21 protein-coding genes are annotated in these 15,297 nt (G+C 69.2%); 5 read left to right on the plus strand and 16 right to left on the minus strand.

Features of this window, described 5'->3' with window-relative positions; translation table 11 throughout:
* Nucleotides 1-90: 90 nt before the first annotated feature.
* The 12 genes from ABZ863_RS28540 to ABZ863_RS28595 all read right to left on the minus strand — a co-directional run bounded on the left by ABZ863_RS28540 (nt 91) and on the right by ABZ863_RS28595 (nt 8,811).
* Nucleotides 91-663 carry a nucleotidyltransferase family protein gene (locus ABZ863_RS28540; protein WP_358541795.1) on the minus strand — a complete coding sequence of 191 codons (573 nt, stop codon included), beginning with the start codon at nt 661-663 and terminating at the stop codon, nt 91-93.
* The gene (locus ABZ863_RS28545) at nt 660-1,454 is read right to left on the minus strand and encodes an IclR family transcriptional regulator C-terminal domain-containing protein (RefSeq protein WP_358541797.1); all 795 of its coding nucleotides are present in this window, start codon (nt 1,452-1,454) and stop codon (nt 660-662) included. The genes ABZ863_RS28540 and ABZ863_RS28545 overlap by 4 nt, the downstream gene beginning before the upstream one ends.
* 9 nt (nt 1,455-1,463) lie before the next feature.
* Nucleotides 1,464-1,841 (minus strand): 4-carboxymuconolactone decarboxylase, encoded by a 378-nt coding sequence (pcaC, locus tag ABZ863_RS28550; protein WP_358541799.1) that lies wholly within the window; start codon nt 1,839-1,841, stop codon nt 1,464-1,466.
* Nucleotides 1,838-2,602, minus strand: a complete 765-nt coding sequence (pcaD, locus tag ABZ863_RS28555) for a 3-oxoadipate enol-lactonase (RefSeq protein WP_358541959.1) — start codon at nt 2,600-2,602, stop codon at nt 1,838-1,840. Before pcaD ends, pcaC begins: the two co-directional genes overlap by 4 nt.
* A gap of 2 nt (nt 2,603-2,604) precedes the next feature.
* On the minus strand, nt 2,605-3,939 hold the full coding sequence (pcaB, locus tag ABZ863_RS28560) for a 3-carboxy-cis,cis-muconate cycloisomerase (protein ID WP_358541801.1): 1,335 nt from the start codon (nt 3,937-3,939) through the stop codon (nt 2,605-2,607).
* On the minus strand, nt 3,932-4,450 hold the full coding sequence (gene pcaG / locus ABZ863_RS28565; RefSeq protein WP_358541804.1) for a protocatechuate 3,4-dioxygenase subunit alpha: 519 nt from the start codon (nt 4,448-4,450) through the stop codon (nt 3,932-3,934). The genes pcaB and pcaG overlap by 8 nt, the downstream gene beginning before the upstream one ends.
* Complete coding sequence (gene pcaH, locus ABZ863_RS28570) at nt 4,447-5,199, minus strand: protocatechuate 3,4-dioxygenase subunit beta (protein WP_358541806.1); 753 nt, start codon at nt 5,197-5,199, stop codon at nt 4,447-4,449. The genes pcaG and pcaH overlap by 4 nt, the downstream gene beginning before the upstream one ends.
* 14 nt (nt 5,200-5,213) lie before the next feature.
* The gene (locus ABZ863_RS28575; protein ID WP_358541808.1) at nt 5,214-6,389 is read right to left on the minus strand and encodes a thiolase family protein; all 1,176 of its coding nucleotides are present in this window, start codon (nt 6,387-6,389) and stop codon (nt 5,214-5,216) included.
* Nucleotides 6,386-7,162, minus strand: coding sequence for a CoA-transferase subunit beta (locus ABZ863_RS28580; RefSeq protein WP_358541810.1), 777 nt, complete (start codon nt 7,160-7,162; stop codon nt 6,386-6,388). The genes ABZ863_RS28575 and ABZ863_RS28580 overlap by 4 nt, the downstream gene beginning before the upstream one ends.
* Entirely contained in the window at nt 7,159-7,977 is an 819-nt protein-coding gene (locus ABZ863_RS28585) for a CoA-transferase (protein ID WP_358541812.1), read from the minus strand. The genes ABZ863_RS28580 and ABZ863_RS28585 overlap by 4 nt, the downstream gene beginning before the upstream one ends.
* Nucleotides 7,978-8,047: 70 nt before the next feature.
* Entirely contained in the window at nt 8,048-8,347 is a 300-nt protein-coding gene (locus ABZ863_RS28590; protein ID WP_358541814.1) for a transcriptional regulator, read from the minus strand.
* Nucleotides 8,344-8,811, minus strand: coding sequence for a hypothetical protein (locus ABZ863_RS28595; protein ID WP_358541817.1), 468 nt, complete (start codon nt 8,809-8,811; stop codon nt 8,344-8,346). The genes ABZ863_RS28590 and ABZ863_RS28595 overlap by 4 nt, the downstream gene beginning before the upstream one ends.
* 124 nt (nt 8,812-8,935) lie before the next feature.
* On the opposite strand from ABZ863_RS28595, the gene ABZ863_RS28600 reads away from it, so the two are divergent.
* Both ABZ863_RS28600 and ABZ863_RS28605 read left to right on the plus strand, forming a co-directional pair.
* On the plus strand, nt 8,936-9,910 hold the full coding sequence (locus ABZ863_RS28600; protein WP_358541819.1) for a D-glycerate dehydrogenase: 975 nt from the start codon (nt 8,936-8,938) through the stop codon (nt 9,908-9,910).
* A gap of 6 nt (nt 9,911-9,916) precedes the next feature.
* Complete coding sequence (locus ABZ863_RS28605; protein ID WP_358541821.1) at nt 9,917-11,038, plus strand: glycerate kinase; 1,122 nt, start codon at nt 9,917-9,919, stop codon at nt 11,036-11,038.
* 99 nt (nt 11,039-11,137) lie between these two features.
* On the opposite strand, the gene ABZ863_RS28610 is transcribed toward ABZ863_RS28605, so the two are convergent.
* The 3 genes from ABZ863_RS28610 to ABZ863_RS28620 all read right to left on the minus strand — a co-directional run bounded on the left by ABZ863_RS28610 (nt 11,138) and on the right by ABZ863_RS28620 (nt 12,612).
* Entirely contained in the window at nt 11,138-11,437 is a 300-nt protein-coding gene (locus tag ABZ863_RS28610) for an iron-sulfur cluster biosynthesis family protein (protein WP_358541824.1), read from the minus strand.
* A 93-nt stretch (nt 11,438-11,530) separates the two neighbouring features.
* Nucleotides 11,531-12,172 (minus strand): UdgX family uracil-DNA binding protein, encoded by a 642-nt coding sequence (locus tag ABZ863_RS28615; RefSeq protein ID WP_358541961.1) that lies wholly within the window; start codon nt 12,170-12,172, stop codon nt 11,531-11,533.
* A 2-nt stretch (nt 12,173-12,174) separates the two neighbouring features.
* Complete coding sequence (locus ABZ863_RS28620) at nt 12,175-12,612, minus strand: hypothetical protein (RefSeq protein ID WP_358541826.1); 438 nt, start codon at nt 12,610-12,612, stop codon at nt 12,175-12,177.
* A gap of 239 nt (nt 12,613-12,851) precedes the next feature.
* Between ABZ863_RS28620 and ABZ863_RS28625 the strand changes: the two genes are divergently transcribed.
* The 3 genes from ABZ863_RS28625 (at nt 12,852) to ABZ863_RS28635 (ending at nt 14,980) form a co-directional block, all read left to right on the plus strand.
* Nucleotides 12,852-13,274 carry an anti-sigma factor antagonist gene (locus ABZ863_RS28625; RefSeq protein WP_358541829.1) on the plus strand — a complete coding sequence of 141 codons (423 nt, stop codon included), beginning with the start codon at nt 12,852-12,854 and terminating at the stop codon, nt 13,272-13,274.
* A 335-nt stretch (nt 13,275-13,609) separates the two neighbouring features.
* Complete coding sequence (shbA, locus tag ABZ863_RS28630) at nt 13,610-14,248, plus strand: RNA polymerase sigma factor ShbA (protein WP_358541832.1); 639 nt, start codon at nt 13,610-13,612, stop codon at nt 14,246-14,248.
* Between the two features lie 240 nt (nt 14,249-14,488).
* Nucleotides 14,489-14,980 carry an ANTAR domain-containing protein gene (locus tag ABZ863_RS28635; protein WP_358541835.1) on the plus strand — a complete coding sequence of 164 codons (492 nt, stop codon included), beginning with the start codon at nt 14,489-14,491 and terminating at the stop codon, nt 14,978-14,980.
* Nucleotides 14,981-14,988: 8 nt separating this feature from the next.
* Here the strand turns inward: ABZ863_RS28635 and ABZ863_RS28640 are convergent, their stop codons facing one another.
* Nucleotides 14,989-15,288, minus strand: a complete 300-nt coding sequence (locus tag ABZ863_RS28640) for a WhiB family transcriptional regulator (RefSeq protein ID WP_358541838.1) — start codon at nt 15,286-15,288, stop codon at nt 14,989-14,991.
* Nucleotides 15,289-15,297 lie beyond the last annotated feature (9 nt).

The following is a 15,297-nucleotide window of genomic DNA, read 5'->3' on the forward strand; positions in this document are numbered from 1 at the left end:
TCACCATGACTCCGTCATGGCTCCCTCCTCCGCCTTGCGATGCATCCATCTGGATCACCGCTCGCACGGAGGACGGTTCCCAGACGCGCTCTAAGGGTTCAGCTCCGCTGGGGTGTCGGCGTCGGCGCCGTGGCCGAGGTCCCCGCACTCCACCAGGCGGACGTCGGCGCGGCCCGACAGCCAACCTCGCGCCCCTCGGTCACCCTGGGCGGTCGCCGCGATCTCCGCCCACCACTTGCGCCCGAACAGCACCGGATGGCCAGGCACACCGTCGTATCCGGCACGGGCGACCGCCTCGGATCCGGTGTGGGTGACCAGGCGGGCCACCACCTCCGCCCCCACACCCGGCAGGTCGACCAGCTGCACGAGCGCGGCGTCCGGCACCGGGTCCAGCGACGGCAGCGCACGCAGCCCAGCGCGCAGGGACGCACCCATGCCCTCGGCCCAGTCGGCCGCTACCACAACGGTCGCCGTCCGAGGCACCAGCGCGCGCGCCTCGTCCGCACCCGCGCCGAGGACCACGACCACCGGATCGCAGCCGCCCTCGGTCAGGATGCGGACCGCGCGCGTCACGAGCGCCTCACCGCCCAGCTCCGCCAGCGCCTTCGGCTTGCCGAAACGGCGGCCGGCACCGGCCGCCAGCAGCAGTCCCGCGGTGATCATGACACCCTTGCCGGTGACGTGACGGCGAGATCGGCCTCGATCCGCCCCGCCGCCGCGAGCAGCGGCGGGAGCAGTTCGGCGCGCACCGACTCGGGCGTGTTACGGCTCGCATGCGTCGACAGGTTGATGGCGGCCACCACGGCCCCGTCCGGCCCGTGGATCGGCGCCGCCACGGACCGCAGGCCCTCCTCGAGCTCCTGGTCCACCAGCGCCCACCCCTGTGTCCGCACGGTCGCCAGCTCGGCACCTAGACGGGCGGGCGAGACGATGGTGTGGGAGGTGTACTGCTCGAACGACGCATGCTGCAGGTACTCGGCGAAGGCCGCCTCATCGAGCCCGGCGAGCAGAACGTGCCCCATCGAGGTCGCGTGCGCGGGGAAGCGCGTCCCGACATTGATCGACACCGCCATGATCCGCGACACCGCGACCCTGGCGACGTAGACGATGTCGGCGCCTTCCAGTACCGACACCGAGCTCGACTCCTGTACCTCCGCCGACAGGCGCTCCAGGTGCGGCTGGGCGACCTCCGGCAACGACAGACTGGACAGGAACGCGTAGCCGATTTCGAGCACGCGCGCGGTCAGCGAGAAGTACTTGCCGTCGGTTCGGACGTAGCCGAGGTCGGCCAGTGTCAGCAGGAAACGCCGGGCCGCCGCGCGGGTGAGCCCGGTGACCCTGGCGACCTCGCTCAGCGTGAGCTCCGCCGACCCGGCACCGAACGCCTTGATCACGGCCAGACCGCGTTCCAGCGACTGCACATGGTGCGCACCGCGCTCCGTACCTTCTGCCATGGAGAAAACCTATATCTCGCCCATCTCGGCCAGCGTGCGCGCCGCGATGGCGAACGCCTCGTTCGCCGCGGGCACACCGGAGTAGACGCCGGTGTGCAACAGCACCTCGGCGATCTCGTCGGGAGTGAGCCCATTGCCGATAGCAGCTCGCACGTGCATGGCGATCTCGCCGTGACAGTGCAGCGCGGTCAGCACGGCCAGGGTGATACAGCTGCGCGTCTTACGGTCCAGCCCGTCCCGGGTCCACACCGAACCCCACGCCGCGCGTGTGATGTAGTCCTGAAACGGCGCTGTGAACTCGGTCGTACCGGCCACTGCCCGGTCGACGTGCTCATCGCCGAGCACCTCGCGGCGGACCTTCATTCCCTCGGCATACCAGTCGGTCATCGCGCCAGCCCTTCGATGATGAGTTCGCTGAACCGCTGCGGCTGCTCCACATTCCCGAGGTGGGCGGCCTGTTCCACGACCTCGAACCGCGCGCCGGCAACGGCATCGGCGATCAGCCTGCCGTGCTCCTCGGGTGGGGTGGCCGGGTCATCGGCTCCGGAGATCACCAGCGTCGGCGCGCTGATCTTGAGCAGGTCGTCGACCAGGTCCATCTCGCCGATCGCAGCACAGCAGGCCGCGTAGCCCTCGGCGGGCGTAGTGGCGGTCATGTGGTGATACTCCCGCGCCAGTTGCGGGTTCGCGGTGAGCCAGTCCTGGGTGAACCAGCGCTGGATGCTGCCGTCCGCGATGGCCGCCATGCCCTCGGTGCGCGCGGTCCGCGCCCGCTCCGCCCACATCTGCGGTGTGCCGAGCCCGGCGGACGTGCAGCACAACACAAGACTCGCGATCCGGGCGGGTTCGTGAATGCCGAGCCACATCCCCGTCATTCCACCCAGCGACAGGCCCACGAAGTGGGCGCGCTCAACGCCGAGCGAGTCCAACAGCTCGACGACGTCACCGCCGAGGTCCGCCAGCGTGCACGGTCCGGACGGGACCGGCGTGCGACCGTGGCCCCGCTGGTCGTAGCGCACCACTCGAAAGCCGGCCGAGGTGAGCGGCTCGACCTGCGGGTCCCACATGCTCAGGTTGCTGCCGATCGAGCCGGACAGCACCACGACCTCACCATCGGCGGGGCCGTCGGCGACGTAGTTCACCCGCACGGTCATTCCTTCCTTGCGTTCTTGTGCGCGGCCAGCGCGCGTTCGACGAACACGCCCGCGCTGCCGAGGTAGTCGGCGGGATCGAGCAGTTGCGCGATGCGTTCGGCGGACAACCGCGCACCCACCAGCGGATCGGCCGCGAGCAGCTCGGCCAGCGTGCCCTCACCGGCCAGCGCCCGGTGGCAGCAGGCGGTGACGGCGTCGTGAGCCGCGAGCCGCCCGGTCTCCGGAGCCAGCTCGGTGGTGATCCGCTCCGCGAGCAGCACTCCCCCACTGCGCTCCAGATTCGCTTGCATGGCAACAACATCCACCTGCAGGCGGTCAAGGCTGGTGCGCAGCCAGTGCGCCGCCGACCCGGCCGCAAGCCACAGCTCGGTGAACGGGCGCCATTCCGCGTGCCACGCGCCCGCGGCGCGCTGGTGCTCCTGTTCCATCGCCGCGAGCAGGTCGGCGACCAGGCCGGGCGCCCGCTTGGCACAGGCCAGCGCCGACACGGCGGCCACCGGGTTGCGCTTGTGCGGCATCGTCGACGACCCGCCGCTGCCCGGCGGGCCCTGCTCGTGGAGCTCACCGACCTCGGTCTGCGCGAGCAGCACGATGTCGCGGGCGATGCTCGCCACCACACCGGCGGCCTCGCCGAGCGCACCGGCCAGGTCGGCGACGGGTGTCCTGTCGGTGTGCCACGGCAGCACCGGTTCGGCCAGCCCCAGCCGGTGGCTGAGCGCGGCGAGCACGGCGGGGCCGTGCTCGCCGAGTGAGGCCAGGGTGCCGCTCGCTCCGCCGAGCTGCGCAGGCAACCGCAACGCCCGCAACCGGTCCGCCGCCGCGTTCAGCGCACTGAGCCAGCCGGCCGCGGTCAGGCCGAACGTCACCGGCAGAGCGTGCTGCAGCAGGGTTCGTCCTACTTGGACGGTGCCGGTGTGCTCCCGCGCGAGCCGGGCTGCCGTTTCGGCACACGCGCCGAGATCGGCCAGCAGCGGCACCAATGCCCGCTTGCTCACCAGCATCGCCGCGGTGTCCAGCACGTCCTGGCTGGTGGCGCCACGATGGACGTGCCGCGCCGCTTCGCCGCCCACCCGCTCGGTCAGTGCCCGCACCAGCGGCGCGGCCGGGTTGCCGATCCCGGTCGCGCCCCGCCCCAGCGCCGCCGGGTCGTAGTGCTCGGGACGGCAGGCCGCGCTGATGCGCTCGGCGTGTGCCCGCTCGATCAGCCCCGCGTCCGCCTCGGCGGCGGCCAGCGCCGCCTCGAAGTCGAGCATGCCGCACAGCCACGCGGTGTCGCCGACCTCGGCATGGACAGCACCCGCTGCGAGCACCGGGTCGAACAGCTCAGACATCGAAGAACACTGTCTCGCCTTCGCCTTGCAGCCGCACGTCGAAGCGGTAGCCGTCCTCGGTCCTGGTGGCGATCAGCGTGCCCCTGCGGTCGGCGGGCACCGACGCCAGCACCGGGTCGGCGGCGTTGTCCGGGAAGTAGATGCGGGTGACCACCCGGTGCAGCAGCCCACGCGCGAACACCGACACGTTGATGTGCGACGCCTCTCCGGGCAGTGCGCCCGGCAGCAGCGTGAGAATCCCGTACTCACCGTCGTCGTTCGTGGGACAGCGCCCGAAGCCACGGAAGCCCGGCCGCGCGCCGCGCGGGTCGTCCGGATGGTCGAAGCGGCCATCCGGATCGGCCTGCCAGGTCTCGATCATCGCGTCCGGCACCCGCGCACCGGCGCCATCGGTGATGACGCCGCGAATCCACACCGCACCGGGTGTGCCCTCCTCGACCACCGTGGGTCCGTCCGGCCACGGCAGGCCGATCGACAGGTAGGGGCCGACAGTCTGTGAGGGTGTGCTCACTCGTCCTCGTCCTCCTCGTTCTCGAACGGCGTCGCCTCGCGCCCGCGCAGCACGATGTCGAACTCGAACGCCAGCGCCCATTCCGGCACCGTGCGGCTCATGTCGAAGCTCGAGACCATCCGCTGCCGCGCCTTCTCGTCCGGCACCGAGTTGAAGATCGGGTCCTGGAAGAACAGCGGATCGTCCGGGAAGTACATCTGCGTGACCAGCCGCTGGGTGAACGCCATGCCGAACACCGAGAAGTGAATGTGCGCTGGCCGCCAGGCGTTGTCGTGGTTCTTCCACGGGTAGGCGCCCGGCTTGATCGTGGTGAACTCGTAACGCCCCTCGCTGTCGGTCAACGTGCGGCCCACGCCGTCGAAGTACGGGTCGACCGGGCAGGGCCAGTTGTCCCACATGTGCTTGTACCGGCCGCCCGCATTGGCCTGCCAGATCTCGATCAGAGAGTTGGGCACCGGCCTTCCGTCACCGTCGAGCAGCCTGCCGTGCACGATGATCCGCTGCCCCTGTGGTTCCTGCGGGTGCTGCCGGGTCAGGTCGTTGTCGAGCTCACCGATGCGGCCGGGGCCGAGCAGCGGCCCGGTGATCTCGGTGAGCTTGTGCGGCAACAACACGAGCGGCTGCTGCGGATGGCGCAGGCCTGTCGACTTGTACCCCAGTGAATCGAGTGGGGGATGTGTCCCTTCCGGATCCCGCCGGTACCTCGGCAGGATGAGCCCGGATTCCGACGACGACGTGTGCGCGGTCATCAACCCTCCTTGGTCTACGCCTCGAGCACAACGGCCAGTCCCTGGCCGACGCCAATGCAGATGGCCGCCAGGCCCCAGCCGCCGCCGCGGCGGCGCAGCTCGTGCGCGAGCGCACCGAGGATGCGGCCACCGGAGGCGCCGAGCGGGTGGCCGATGGCGATGGCACCGCCGTTGACGTTCACGATCTCGGGATCCAGCTTGGGCCAGTCGGCGAGGCAGGCCAGCGACTGCGCCGCGAACGCCTCGTTCAGCTCGACCGCGGCGAGATCACCCCAGCCGATACCGGCACGCTCCAACGCGATTTCGGCGGCACGAACGGGACCGATCCCGAACACGTCCGGATCCACCCCGGCGGCGCCGCGCCCGGCGATGCGCGCGAGTGGCCTCTTACCGAGCCGGTCGGCGGCCTGCTGGTCACCCAGCAGGACGGCGGATGCGCCGTCGTTGAGCGGTGAGGCATTGCCCGCCGTAACAGTACCTTGTGGACGGAATGCCGGCTTGAGCTTCGCCAGTTTGTCCACAGTGGAGTCCGGGCGGATTCCTTCGTCCCGGATGAGCTCGGCGCCTGGCACCGGCACGACATGCGAGTCGTAGAAACCAGCGTCCCACGCCTTTGCCGCCTTGAGGTGGCTGCGCAATGCGAACTCGTCCTGCTGCTCGCGCGTGATGCCGTAGCGCTCGGCAAGCCGCTCGGTGCTCTCACCGAGCGAGATCGTCCACTGCTCGGGCATCTCGGGGTTGACCATACGCCAGCCCAGCGTGCTCGAATGCAGCGTCTGGTTGCCGGCGCCATAAGCCTTTTCCGGTTTCAGCAGGATCATCGGCGCGCGGGTCATGGACTCCACGCCACCGGCAACGACGAGCGAGGCGTCGCCGGTCGCAATCGACCGGCTGGCTTGCATCACCGCGTCCAGCCCGGACCCGCACAGCCGGTTGACGGTGCTGCCGGGCACGCTGGTCGGCCAGCCTGCGAGCAGTGCCGCCATCCTGGCGACGTTGCGGTTGTCCTCGCCGGCCTGGTTGGCGTCACCCAGGATCACTTCGTCTACAGTGGACGGATCAAGGTCGCTCCGAGTCGCCAGCTCACGAAGCACGTGGGCGGCCAGGTCGTCGGGGCGGACCTTCGCGAGCGCCCCGCCGTAGCGGCCGAACGGGGTGCGGATCGCGTCGAGTACGAATGCGTCGTTCACTTGGCTGCCTTCAGTTCACGCAGGGTCTGCAGCTCGGTCTCGGTCGGCGCATCAGTACGAGAGAGCTCCGGCGAGACCTTGAGGTCCCAGCCGGTCGCCGCGCGCACCTGCTCGACCTCGACGCCGGGGTGCAGCTGGCTGAGCACCAGCTCGGCGGTCTCCGGATCGGGCCGGAACACCGCGAGGTCGGTGATCACCAGCGTGGGCCCGGCGCCACGCAGGCCGAGCCGCTCCCTGTCGCCCTTGCCGGAGCCGTGACCGAACGAGGTGATGAAGTCGACCTTCTCGACGAAGCTGCGCGCGCTCTGCCGCACCACGACGAACACCTCGCGGCACGAGGCGGCGATCTCCGGGGCGCCGCCCGCGCCGGGCAGGCGCACCGTCGGCTGGGCGTAGTCGTCGCCGATCACGGTGGTGTTGATGTTGCCGAACCTGTCGAGCTGCGCGGCGCCGAGGAAGCCGACGTCGATGCGGCCGGGCTGCAGCCAGTAGTTGAACACCTCGGGCACGCTGATCACGGCATCGGCGGTCTCGGCGAGGATGCCGTCACCGATCGAGGCGGGTAGCCGGCCGGGCTTGGAGCCGAGCGTGCCGGACTCGTAGATCAGCACGAGGCCCGGAGCGTGTGTGCGGCGCGCGAGGTTCGCGGCCGTGGAGGGCAGGCCGATCCCGACGAAGCACCGCTTCCCGTTGGTCAGCGCCCTGGCAGCGGCGATCGACATCATCTCGTCGGCGGTGTAGGTCCGCTCGGCGTCAGCGGTCGTGGCCGTCATTGCGCACCCTCCATGGTGAACACCTTCTCGCGAAGCCAGTCCTGGAACGAGTCCCGCTTTCGCCCAATGGAATCCCAGTGTGCGTAGTAGGCGTTGTCGCGCTCGTAGTAGCCCTGCGCGTAGGACGGATGGGCACCGTGTGGCGCCACGGCAACGCAGGTGAGCGCCCAGCTCGGCAGGATCAGCTGGCCGGGCACCGGCTCGAGCTCGTCGACGATCTCCTCAACGGTGACCAGGCTCCGCTTCGCCGCGAGTACCGCTTCCTTCTGCACCCCGACCAGGCCCCAGATCTGCACGTTGCCGGCGCGGTCGGCGCGCTGGGCGTGAATGACCGACACATCCGGGTTCAGCGCGGGAACGGCGGCGAGCTGCTCACCCGTGAACGGGCAGGTGATCTGCTTGATCGTGTCGGTGCGCTTGGGCAGGTCGGTGCCGGAGTAGCCGCGCAGCACCGCGAACGGAAGCCCGGAGGCGCCCGCGACGTAGCGGTTGGCCATCCCGGCGTGGCTGTGTTCCTCGATCTCCAGCGGAACCGGCCAGCCGTTCTGCACGGCGTCGCGGAAACGGTGCAGCGAGCCGACCCCGGGGTTACCACCCCAGGAGAAGACCAGCTTGCGCGCGCACCCGGCGCCGATGAGCTGGTCGTAGATGATGTCCGGCGTCATCCGCACCAGGGTCAGGTCCCGGCGCCGCTGGCGGATGATCTCCTGCCCGGCCGCGTGCGGGATCAGGTGCGTGAACCCCTCCATGGCGACCATGTCGCCATCGTGCACCAGCCTCGCGACCCCCTCGGCCAGCGAAACGATCTCCGCCACGTTGCACCACCTCGTTCGCATTGCGCACACACGTTCTGCATATGAACATACTGGGCGCCGCGCGAACCCGTCAATGGCCGACGATGTCGCGCAGTGCAGCCACATGTGCGCGGTAGGCTGCGCGGCCGTCCTTGGTCAGGTGCAACCACACACGCTGCCGGGTGTCGCGAACGGCCTTGCGCTGTTCCACGTAACCGGCGTCCATCAGCACACTCACATGCTTGCTGAGCACCGAAGCGCTGACCCCGAGCCGCTCCTGGACCACGCCGAACTCGGCATGCTCCACAACATCGAGCAGGGCACAGATCCGCAACCGGTTCGGGGCGTGGATGATCGCGTCGAAACCAGTGGCGGGATCACGCATGGTCATGCCATCTTCCGAGCCTTGCGCCGGAGTACGCCACCCATGACCACGATCAGGGCGGCGAGTACACCCGACGCGACGAACCAGATCCACTCCTGGTCGTAGACGTTGACCAGTACCGCGGCGCCGATCAGCAGCGCGAGAACACCGACCATCGGCAGCCACACGACACGCCGCGGCACCGCGCTGACCCGCGGCACGATACCGACCTTCCGCACGTACAGCCCGATCGCGATACCGAGCAGCGCAGTCCATGCCACGACCCCGACGAGGGTCAGCGTGATGCCCAAGAGTGTCGGCGGCGCGACGTTGACGACCGGCGCGATGGCCACCAATGCGGCCAGCGCAAGGAAATACCACCACGGTGGCGGTGTTCCGGCGAGCGAGGCTTGCGCTTGTTCGATCTCCCGCAGGGCGGCGCCTGCTTCTTGCGGAGTCGGCCGGCCGCCTGGTTCCCCATCTGTTTCCATGTTGGAAACCGTAGCCCTTGACTTTCCAAGTCGTCAACACAAGATTTTCCATCCTGGAAAAAGGCGAGCCCCCTACTAAGGTGACTCTGGGGGCATGTTGATCAGCAGCGCATAGGAGCGGTGGATGACGGAGAACCGGCCTCGGATCGTGGTCACCAGGAAGATCGCGGAGCCCGCACTCGCGGTGCTGCGCGAGGTCGGGGACGTGTGGTTCCCCGAACCGGACCGCGCGCTGTCACCCGGCGAGCTGCACACCGCCATTGCGGGCGCCGACGCCATCGTCAGCACACTGCACGACCGCGTCGACGCCGCGTTCGCCGACGCCGCGGGCCCCCAGGTGAAAGTCATCGCCACGGTGGCGGTCGGCTACGACAATGCCGATGTCGCCGCGCTCACCGACCGCGGCATCGTGTTCACCAACACGCCTGGTGTGCTCACCGATGCCACCGCGGACCTCGCCTTCGGCCTGCTGCTGGTGGTGACCCGGCGACTCGGCGAAGGCGAGCGGCTCCTGCGTGCCCGTACTCCGTGGTCCTTCAACCTCGGCTTCATGCTCGGTTCCGGGCTGCAGGGCAAGACGCTCGGCATCGTCGGGCTCGGCCAGATCGGGCAGGCCGTCGCCCGCCGCGCGCTCGCGTTCGGGATGGACATCGCCTACAGCGGCAGGCGGCGGGTCCCCGGCGAGGTCGAGAACGCGCTGCAGGCGCGCTACCTGCCGTTCGAGGAACTCCTGCACACCGCGGACGTGCTGTCGCTGCACTGCCCGTTGACGCCCGAGACCCGCCACCTCATCGACGCCACTGCGCTCGCTTCGATGAAGCCCTCGGCGTTCCTGATCAACACGACCCGGGGGCCGGTCGTCGACGAGGCCGCGCTCGCCGACGCGCTGGCCGACGGTGTCATCGCCGGCGCCGGACTGGACGTCTTCGAGAAGGAACCCGAGGTCCATCCACGGTTGCTGGAGCTGGACAACGTCGCGCTCGCACCGCACCTCGGCTCCGCGACCGTGGAGACCCGCACCGCGATGGCGATGCTGGCCGCGCGCAACGTCGCGGCCGTGCTGACCGGTGGCGACCCGCTGACCCCGGTGAAGGGGTGAGCCGGGATGCGCGTGGTCATCGCACCGGACAAGTTCAAGGGCAGCCTCACCGCCGTGGAGGCGGCCGAGGCCATCGGCGCCGGCGTGCGGGACGCGGTGCCGGATGCCGAAGTGACACTGTGCCCGGTTGCCGACGGCGGTGAGGGCACGCTCGACGTGCTGCTGGCCGCCGGTGGAAAGCGCGTGGACCTGCGGGTCAGCGGGCCGCTCAGCGAGCAGGTCGATGCCTGGTACGTGTTGCTGGACGGCGCGGCCTACATCGAGTCTGCGCGCGCGTGCGGCATCGAGTACGTCACGCCGTCGCCCGCGGTGGCACTGGCGGCGCACACCTACGGCGTCGGGGAGCTCATCGGTCACGCACTGACCGGAGGCGCGAGCCGGATCGTGCTCACGGTCGGCGGGACCGCCAGCACCGACGGCGGTTCCGGGATGCTGCGTGCGCTCGGCGCTCAGGTGCTCGACTCCTCCGGCGCACACACCGCACTGGGCGGCGGCGCGCTCGGTGGGGTCGCCACGGTGGAGCTGGCCGCCGTACGCGAGCGCCTCGGCGACACCACTGTGCGCGTGGCGACCGACGTCACGAACCCGCTACTCGGCCCGAACGGCGCCGCCGCCGTCTTCGGCCCCCAGAAGGGCGCAGGCCCACGTGAGGTGGAGCAGTTGGAGGCGGCGCTGCGCGCCTGGGCCGACGCACTGCACCGGGCAGGCACCATCGCGCTGGGCGATGTGCCGAGTGCCGGCGCCGGCGGCGGCGTGTCGGGGGGCGCCATGGCCGCACTCGGCGCTCGCGCGGAATCCGGGTTCCACCTGGTGGTCGAGCTCACCGGTGTGGCACAGGCGCTGCCTGGTGCGGACCTGGTGATCACCGGCGAAGGTTCGCTCGACCAGCAGAGCCTTGCCGGCAAGGCCCCAGCCGGAATCGCCGCGATGGCAGGGCGGCACGGCATACCCGTGCTGGCCGTGGCCGGGCGGGTCGCGTTGAGCCCCGAGGAGCTCGCCGGCGCGGGTATCGCGGGCAGCCGCGCCCTCATCGACCACGCACCCTCGCTCGAGCACGCGCAACGCGAGGCCGCCCGGCTGCTACGCGAGCAAACCGCCGCCCTGGTTCGGGCGCACCGCGAAGACTAAGAGGACCCCAGCACCACCTTTGTCCACTAAGGACGCACAGCAACATGCTCGGCGGCGGCCGATTCTCCGGCCGCCGCCGAACAACCCACCGGCGCCTTCTCAGGCCTGTGGTTGCTGCATCACCGCAAAGTTCAGCTGACCCTGATCGTCCTGCTGGACGTCGAGCACTTTGTCGTCGAGGAACGTAGCCGCCTGCGGCTCGAGGAAGACGCGCGCACCGCTTTCGGTGTCGAGCACCTGGTCGCCCTCCTCGGGTGCGGGGGCGATCGAGAGGGCCAGCTGCGCACCCGCCTCGGTTTCCTGCCGCACCGAGAACCGCAATCCGGCCGCGCCCTGGCCATCCTGCTGAGAGGTCAGCGCGCTGATCGCCTCAGCGGCAGCGTCTGTCATAGCAAGCATGTTCGGCGTTTCCCTTCGGTGTACTGGGAGGAGCTGCCACTGTCCACCGTAGGGGGGCGAGGCCGAATGCGCTGCCCGCACACCCGATCGCTCTCAGATTGCTTTCGCCACAACGTGAAGATCGGCGACCAGCTCGGCGTATGCCTGCTCGCGCTCCTCCGGGGGCGCGCGTAACACCGCGGACGGATGTAGCGTTGCCAGCACGCGAGGCGCACCCGGCAGTTCGCCCGCGAACCCGTCGAGCAGCAGACCACGCTGCTCGCGGACACGGAAGTCCTTTCCCAGCAAGGATTGTGCTGCGGTCGCACCAAGACAGACCACCACCGCGGGTGCCAGCACCGCCAGCTCCGCGACGAGCCAGGGGTGGCAGGCGACGATCTGCGACCGGGACGGCTTCATGTGAATACGCCGCTTTCCCCTATCTGCGGGGGAAAATCGAAAGTGCTTCACGGCATTGGTGACATACACCGTTTCCCGGTCGATTCCGGCATCGTCCAGTGCCCTGTCGAGCAACGCGCCCGCCGGGCCGACGAACGGCCTGCCCGTCACGTCCTCCCGGTCGCCTGGCACCTCGCCAACGAGCACCACGTGAGCAGTTGACGGGCCTGCGCCGAAAACGGTCTGCGTTGCGTCCCGGTAGAGATCGCAACCGCGGCAACCACGGGCCGCCGACCGCAGCGCCTGCAGGCTGCGGTCGGCAGGCAGGTAACGTTCGGCGCCCTCGTAGCCGACCACGATCATTTCCCGCCCGTCAGCGCGTTCGCCCACCGCAGCACATGAACCACAGCGTCGAGCCTGCCGAGCGGATCCGGATCGCCGGTCACCAGGCCCACCTGGAACCGGGTGCCTGCACCGTCATCGTTGAGCGCGGCGAGCACCGCACGCAGCATCGCCCGCAATGCCGGTGGCACCGCGTCGATCTCCAGCAGACAGTCGTCATCGTCGAACACCTCGACCGTGTACAGCGCGCCGTCACGGCGTCCGACCCGGTGCTGCAGTTCCCGCACGATTGTTGCGATGAGCTCCAGCAGCACAGGCTGGAACAGGTGCCTGCGTGGCGCGCGCTCGCCGATCAACTGGGCAAGCAACACCGCGAGACCGTCCAGGTCGCCAGAGGAGGCAACCTGACGCAGCTGCCCGGCCAGCCCGCGAACACCGAGCTCTCCCCAACTCACCCGGATCAGCCCTCCCAACGCTCGGCTACGCCTGTACCCGAGCCGGCAACGGGGCAAACGCAGCGCACCAGTGCATCGGCAGCGGGTTGCGCATGAGGTGGGAGCTTCCTACGGTGGTAGGCACGGTTGAGCACACAGCCGCGAGCGTTGACTTGCGTGTCGCGCGCCGCGTGGCTCACACAATGTTCTTCTGTAATTTCCCCCAACTCCCTGTCCGAACCCTACGGAGGGATTCCACCGTGCGAAGCACCGAGCCGAACGGCCTGACAGTGCAGTCTCCGGTGAGCACGCGATCCATTGTCGCCGACGCCCACGGCATGCGCATCGAAGCAGAACGCAGGCCGGACGAGGTGGTGCTGGCGCACATCACCGGTGAGATCGACCTGCTGTCGGCGCCCGAGCTGCGGAAATGGGTACAGGAAGTGGGGACACGAGCCGGCGGGCTGGTACTGGACTTCGACGATGTCGGATTCCTCGGTTCCGCAGGGCTGTCGGTGCTGGCCGAGCTCGCTGAGAAGTCCGTATTGGATCAATTGAACTGGGCCATCGTCGCAACCAGCCGGGTCGTACTGCGGCCCTTGGAGGCGACCGGCCTGGTCGTGCAGATGCCCGTGTACGCCAGCGTCGACGCCGCGATCGACGCCGTGGTCATGGGCGCGTAACGCACTAGTTGTACCGGCATTGTCCTGTCGCGACGCCGCGACGAGACGCGATTTGTGCTGTGCTGAGACGACGGATCTGGGCGTGTCGGTGACCCCATCACCGACATTCGACGCTGATCAGGCATTTCCGGTCCGACGCCGTCGTCGCTATAGGACATTCCAGCTAACTTTTCTTGGTAACTGGATTACCTGACTTGACGCCTCTAGCATGGCGCTGAAGTGGTCACGAGCAGGCTGGCTCCCCGCACCTTCCAGCTCATGGCCCGGAAACCCCCCGAATCGCGCCGTCCAAGACCCCGGCGGCGACCGCATTGTTCATGGTCTGGGAGCCGACTATGGAAAGCGTCGCCATCACTCTTGCGCCGACACCTGAGCGCGCTGAGCCCCGGGAGAACCGGGGTTATCCGCTCACTCGTGCGGAGCTCGATCCACTCGTAAAAGCAGCAGCAGGTGGTGATCCATTCGCCGTCGACACGCTGCTGTCAATGATTACCCCTGTCGTCACCAGGTACTGCCGCGCGCGGCTCGGCCGGCGCGATCTCTCCTACGTTTCCGCCGATGACGTCGCACAGGAGACCTGTGTCGCCGTCCTGCGGGCACTACCGAACTACCAGGACCGCGGCGGGTCATTCCTCTACCTCGTGCATGCCATCGCGGCGAACAAAGTGTCGGACGCGTTCCGCCTGGTGGCACGTGAGCGTGCCGACCCGACGCCGGAGGTGCCGGAACCGGGTGCAGGCGGGAACGAACCCGAGCGGCATGCGCTCAACACCGATCTGGGGCGCCGGCTCAGCCGGCTACTTCGCATCCTGCCCAGGACGCAGCGCGACATCGTGACCCTGCGCATCGTGGTCGGGCTGTCCGCGGGCGAGACCGCGGAGGCACTGGGGTTGTCCTCGGCCAACGTGCGGACGTCACAACACCGCGCGCTGACCCGACTGCGCACCCTCGTCAACCAGGACGGTGGGTTCTGAGGACGGTGCCTGCGACGACATTCCGCGGGGCTGTGCGGGCACGCGCGCCCAATCAATCTCTGGAGCCGACGTCAACAGCGGTCGAGAAACCAGCCGCAGCGCGCTGGCGCGGCCGGCGACTGTAAGCGCTCTCGCGTCCGCACCTCTTCGTGCCTGCCGACCGGGGGAGTTTTTCAATGACGTTGCCGCGCCTGCCATTCCGCTGTCACACCACCCCGCGGTAAGTGGGCGGTCCGTCGCGTGGCCCACACTTCGGACACTCCCGGTTCCGGCCCTCCCGACGACATCGGCCTGCGGAACGAACTGGACGGGTTGCGGCGCGCACTGCGCAGTCGCGCCACGATTGAACAGGCCGTTGGCGTGCTGGTGGTCTCGCATCGGTGTTCACCGCAGGAGGCGTTTCGCCTCCTGATCGGGCTGTCCCAGCAACACAACATCAAGCTGCACCGGATCGCGCAGGCGCTCCTACAGCTGGCGGAACGCGTCGAACACGCTGCCATCGAACCGATGTTGGACCGCGCAGTGGCGTCGGGCTCGGTGACGCCGGACGGCACGCCGCCCGGGCCGGCGCCCGAACCGGACCAGTCCGTACTCGACCGTGCGCGGATGCTGGTGGACGCGAAGGGAGACAACGAGATCCGGGCCAATCTCGTGGCGCTGTACGACGTGCTCGTCGACCGCGGCTGGATCCCGCCCTACGAGGTGCTGAGCAGCCTGCGTGCCCGTGCGTGAAAAAGAACTCAGTGCGCTACCGACTGCAGCTTCTTGCGGCGAGCGATCGCATCTCGCCGTTCGGCCTCGTCCAAGCCACCCCAGACGCCGAACGGCTCCTGCACCGTGAGCGCGTGATGCCGGCACTGGACGATCACCGGGCAGGTACGGCAGATCTCCTTGGCCCGCGCCACCCGGTCGGCTCGCGCGAAGCCACGTTCTCCGTCAGGATGGAAGAACACCGAGCTGTCGAGATTGCGGCAGTTGCCATGCCGCTGCCATTCCCAGACCTCGGCGACGGGAGTGGGCAGGCGAGACGTATCGGCCATGTGGTCACC

Source organism: Saccharomonospora sp. NPDC046836 (genome assembly GCF_040645195.1).
Classification (GTDB): Bacteria; Actinomycetota; Actinomycetes; order Mycobacteriales; family Pseudonocardiaceae; genus Prauserella_A.

Excerpts from the sequence above, each read along its gene's own strand:
- ABZ863_RS28540 (WP_358541795.1), bottom strand. The coding sequence starts at position 663 with ATGATCACCGCGGGACTGCTGCTGGCGGCCGGTGCCGGCCGCCGTTTC.
- ABZ863_RS28545 (WP_358541797.1), bottom strand. The coding sequence starts at position 1,454 with ATGGCAGAAGGTACGGAGCGCGGTGCGCACCATGTGCAGTCGCTGGAA.
- pcaC (WP_358541799.1), bottom strand. The coding sequence starts at position 1,841 with ATGACCGACTGGTATGCCGAGGGAATGAAGGTCCGCCGCGAGGTGCTC.
- pcaB (WP_358541801.1), bottom strand. The coding sequence starts at position 3,939 with ATGTCTGAGCTGTTCGACCCGGTGCTCGCAGCGGGTGCTGTCCATGCC.
- pcaH (WP_358541806.1), bottom strand. The coding sequence starts at position 5,199 with ATGACCGCGCACACGTCGTCGTCGGAATCCGGGCTCATCCTGCCGAGG.
- ABZ863_RS28580 (WP_358541810.1), bottom strand. The coding sequence starts at position 7,162 with ATGACGGCCACGACCGCTGACGCCGAGCGGACCTACACCGCCGACGAG.
- ABZ863_RS28590 (WP_358541814.1), bottom strand. The coding sequence starts at position 8,347 with ATGACCATGCGTGATCCCGCCACTGGTTTCGACGCGATCATCCACGCC.
- ABZ863_RS28595 (WP_358541817.1), bottom strand. The coding sequence starts at position 8,811 with ATGGAAACAGATGGGGAACCAGGCGGCCGGCCGACTCCGCAAGAAGCA.
- ABZ863_RS28600 (WP_358541819.1), top strand. The coding sequence starts at position 8,936 with ATGACGGAGAACCGGCCTCGGATCGTGGTCACCAGGAAGATCGCGGAG.
- ABZ863_RS28605 (WP_358541821.1), top strand. The coding sequence starts at position 9,917 with ATGCGCGTGGTCATCGCACCGGACAAGTTCAAGGGCAGCCTCACCGCC.
- ABZ863_RS28610 (WP_358541824.1), bottom strand. The coding sequence starts at position 11,437 with ATGCTTGCTATGACAGACGCTGCCGCTGAGGCGATCAGCGCGCTGACC.
- shbA (WP_358541832.1), top strand. The coding sequence starts at position 13,610 with ATGGAAAGCGTCGCCATCACTCTTGCGCCGACACCTGAGCGCGCTGAG.
- ABZ863_RS28640 (WP_358541838.1), bottom strand. The coding sequence starts at position 15,288 with ATGGCCGATACGTCTCGCCTGCCCACTCCCGTCGCCGAGGTCTGGGAA.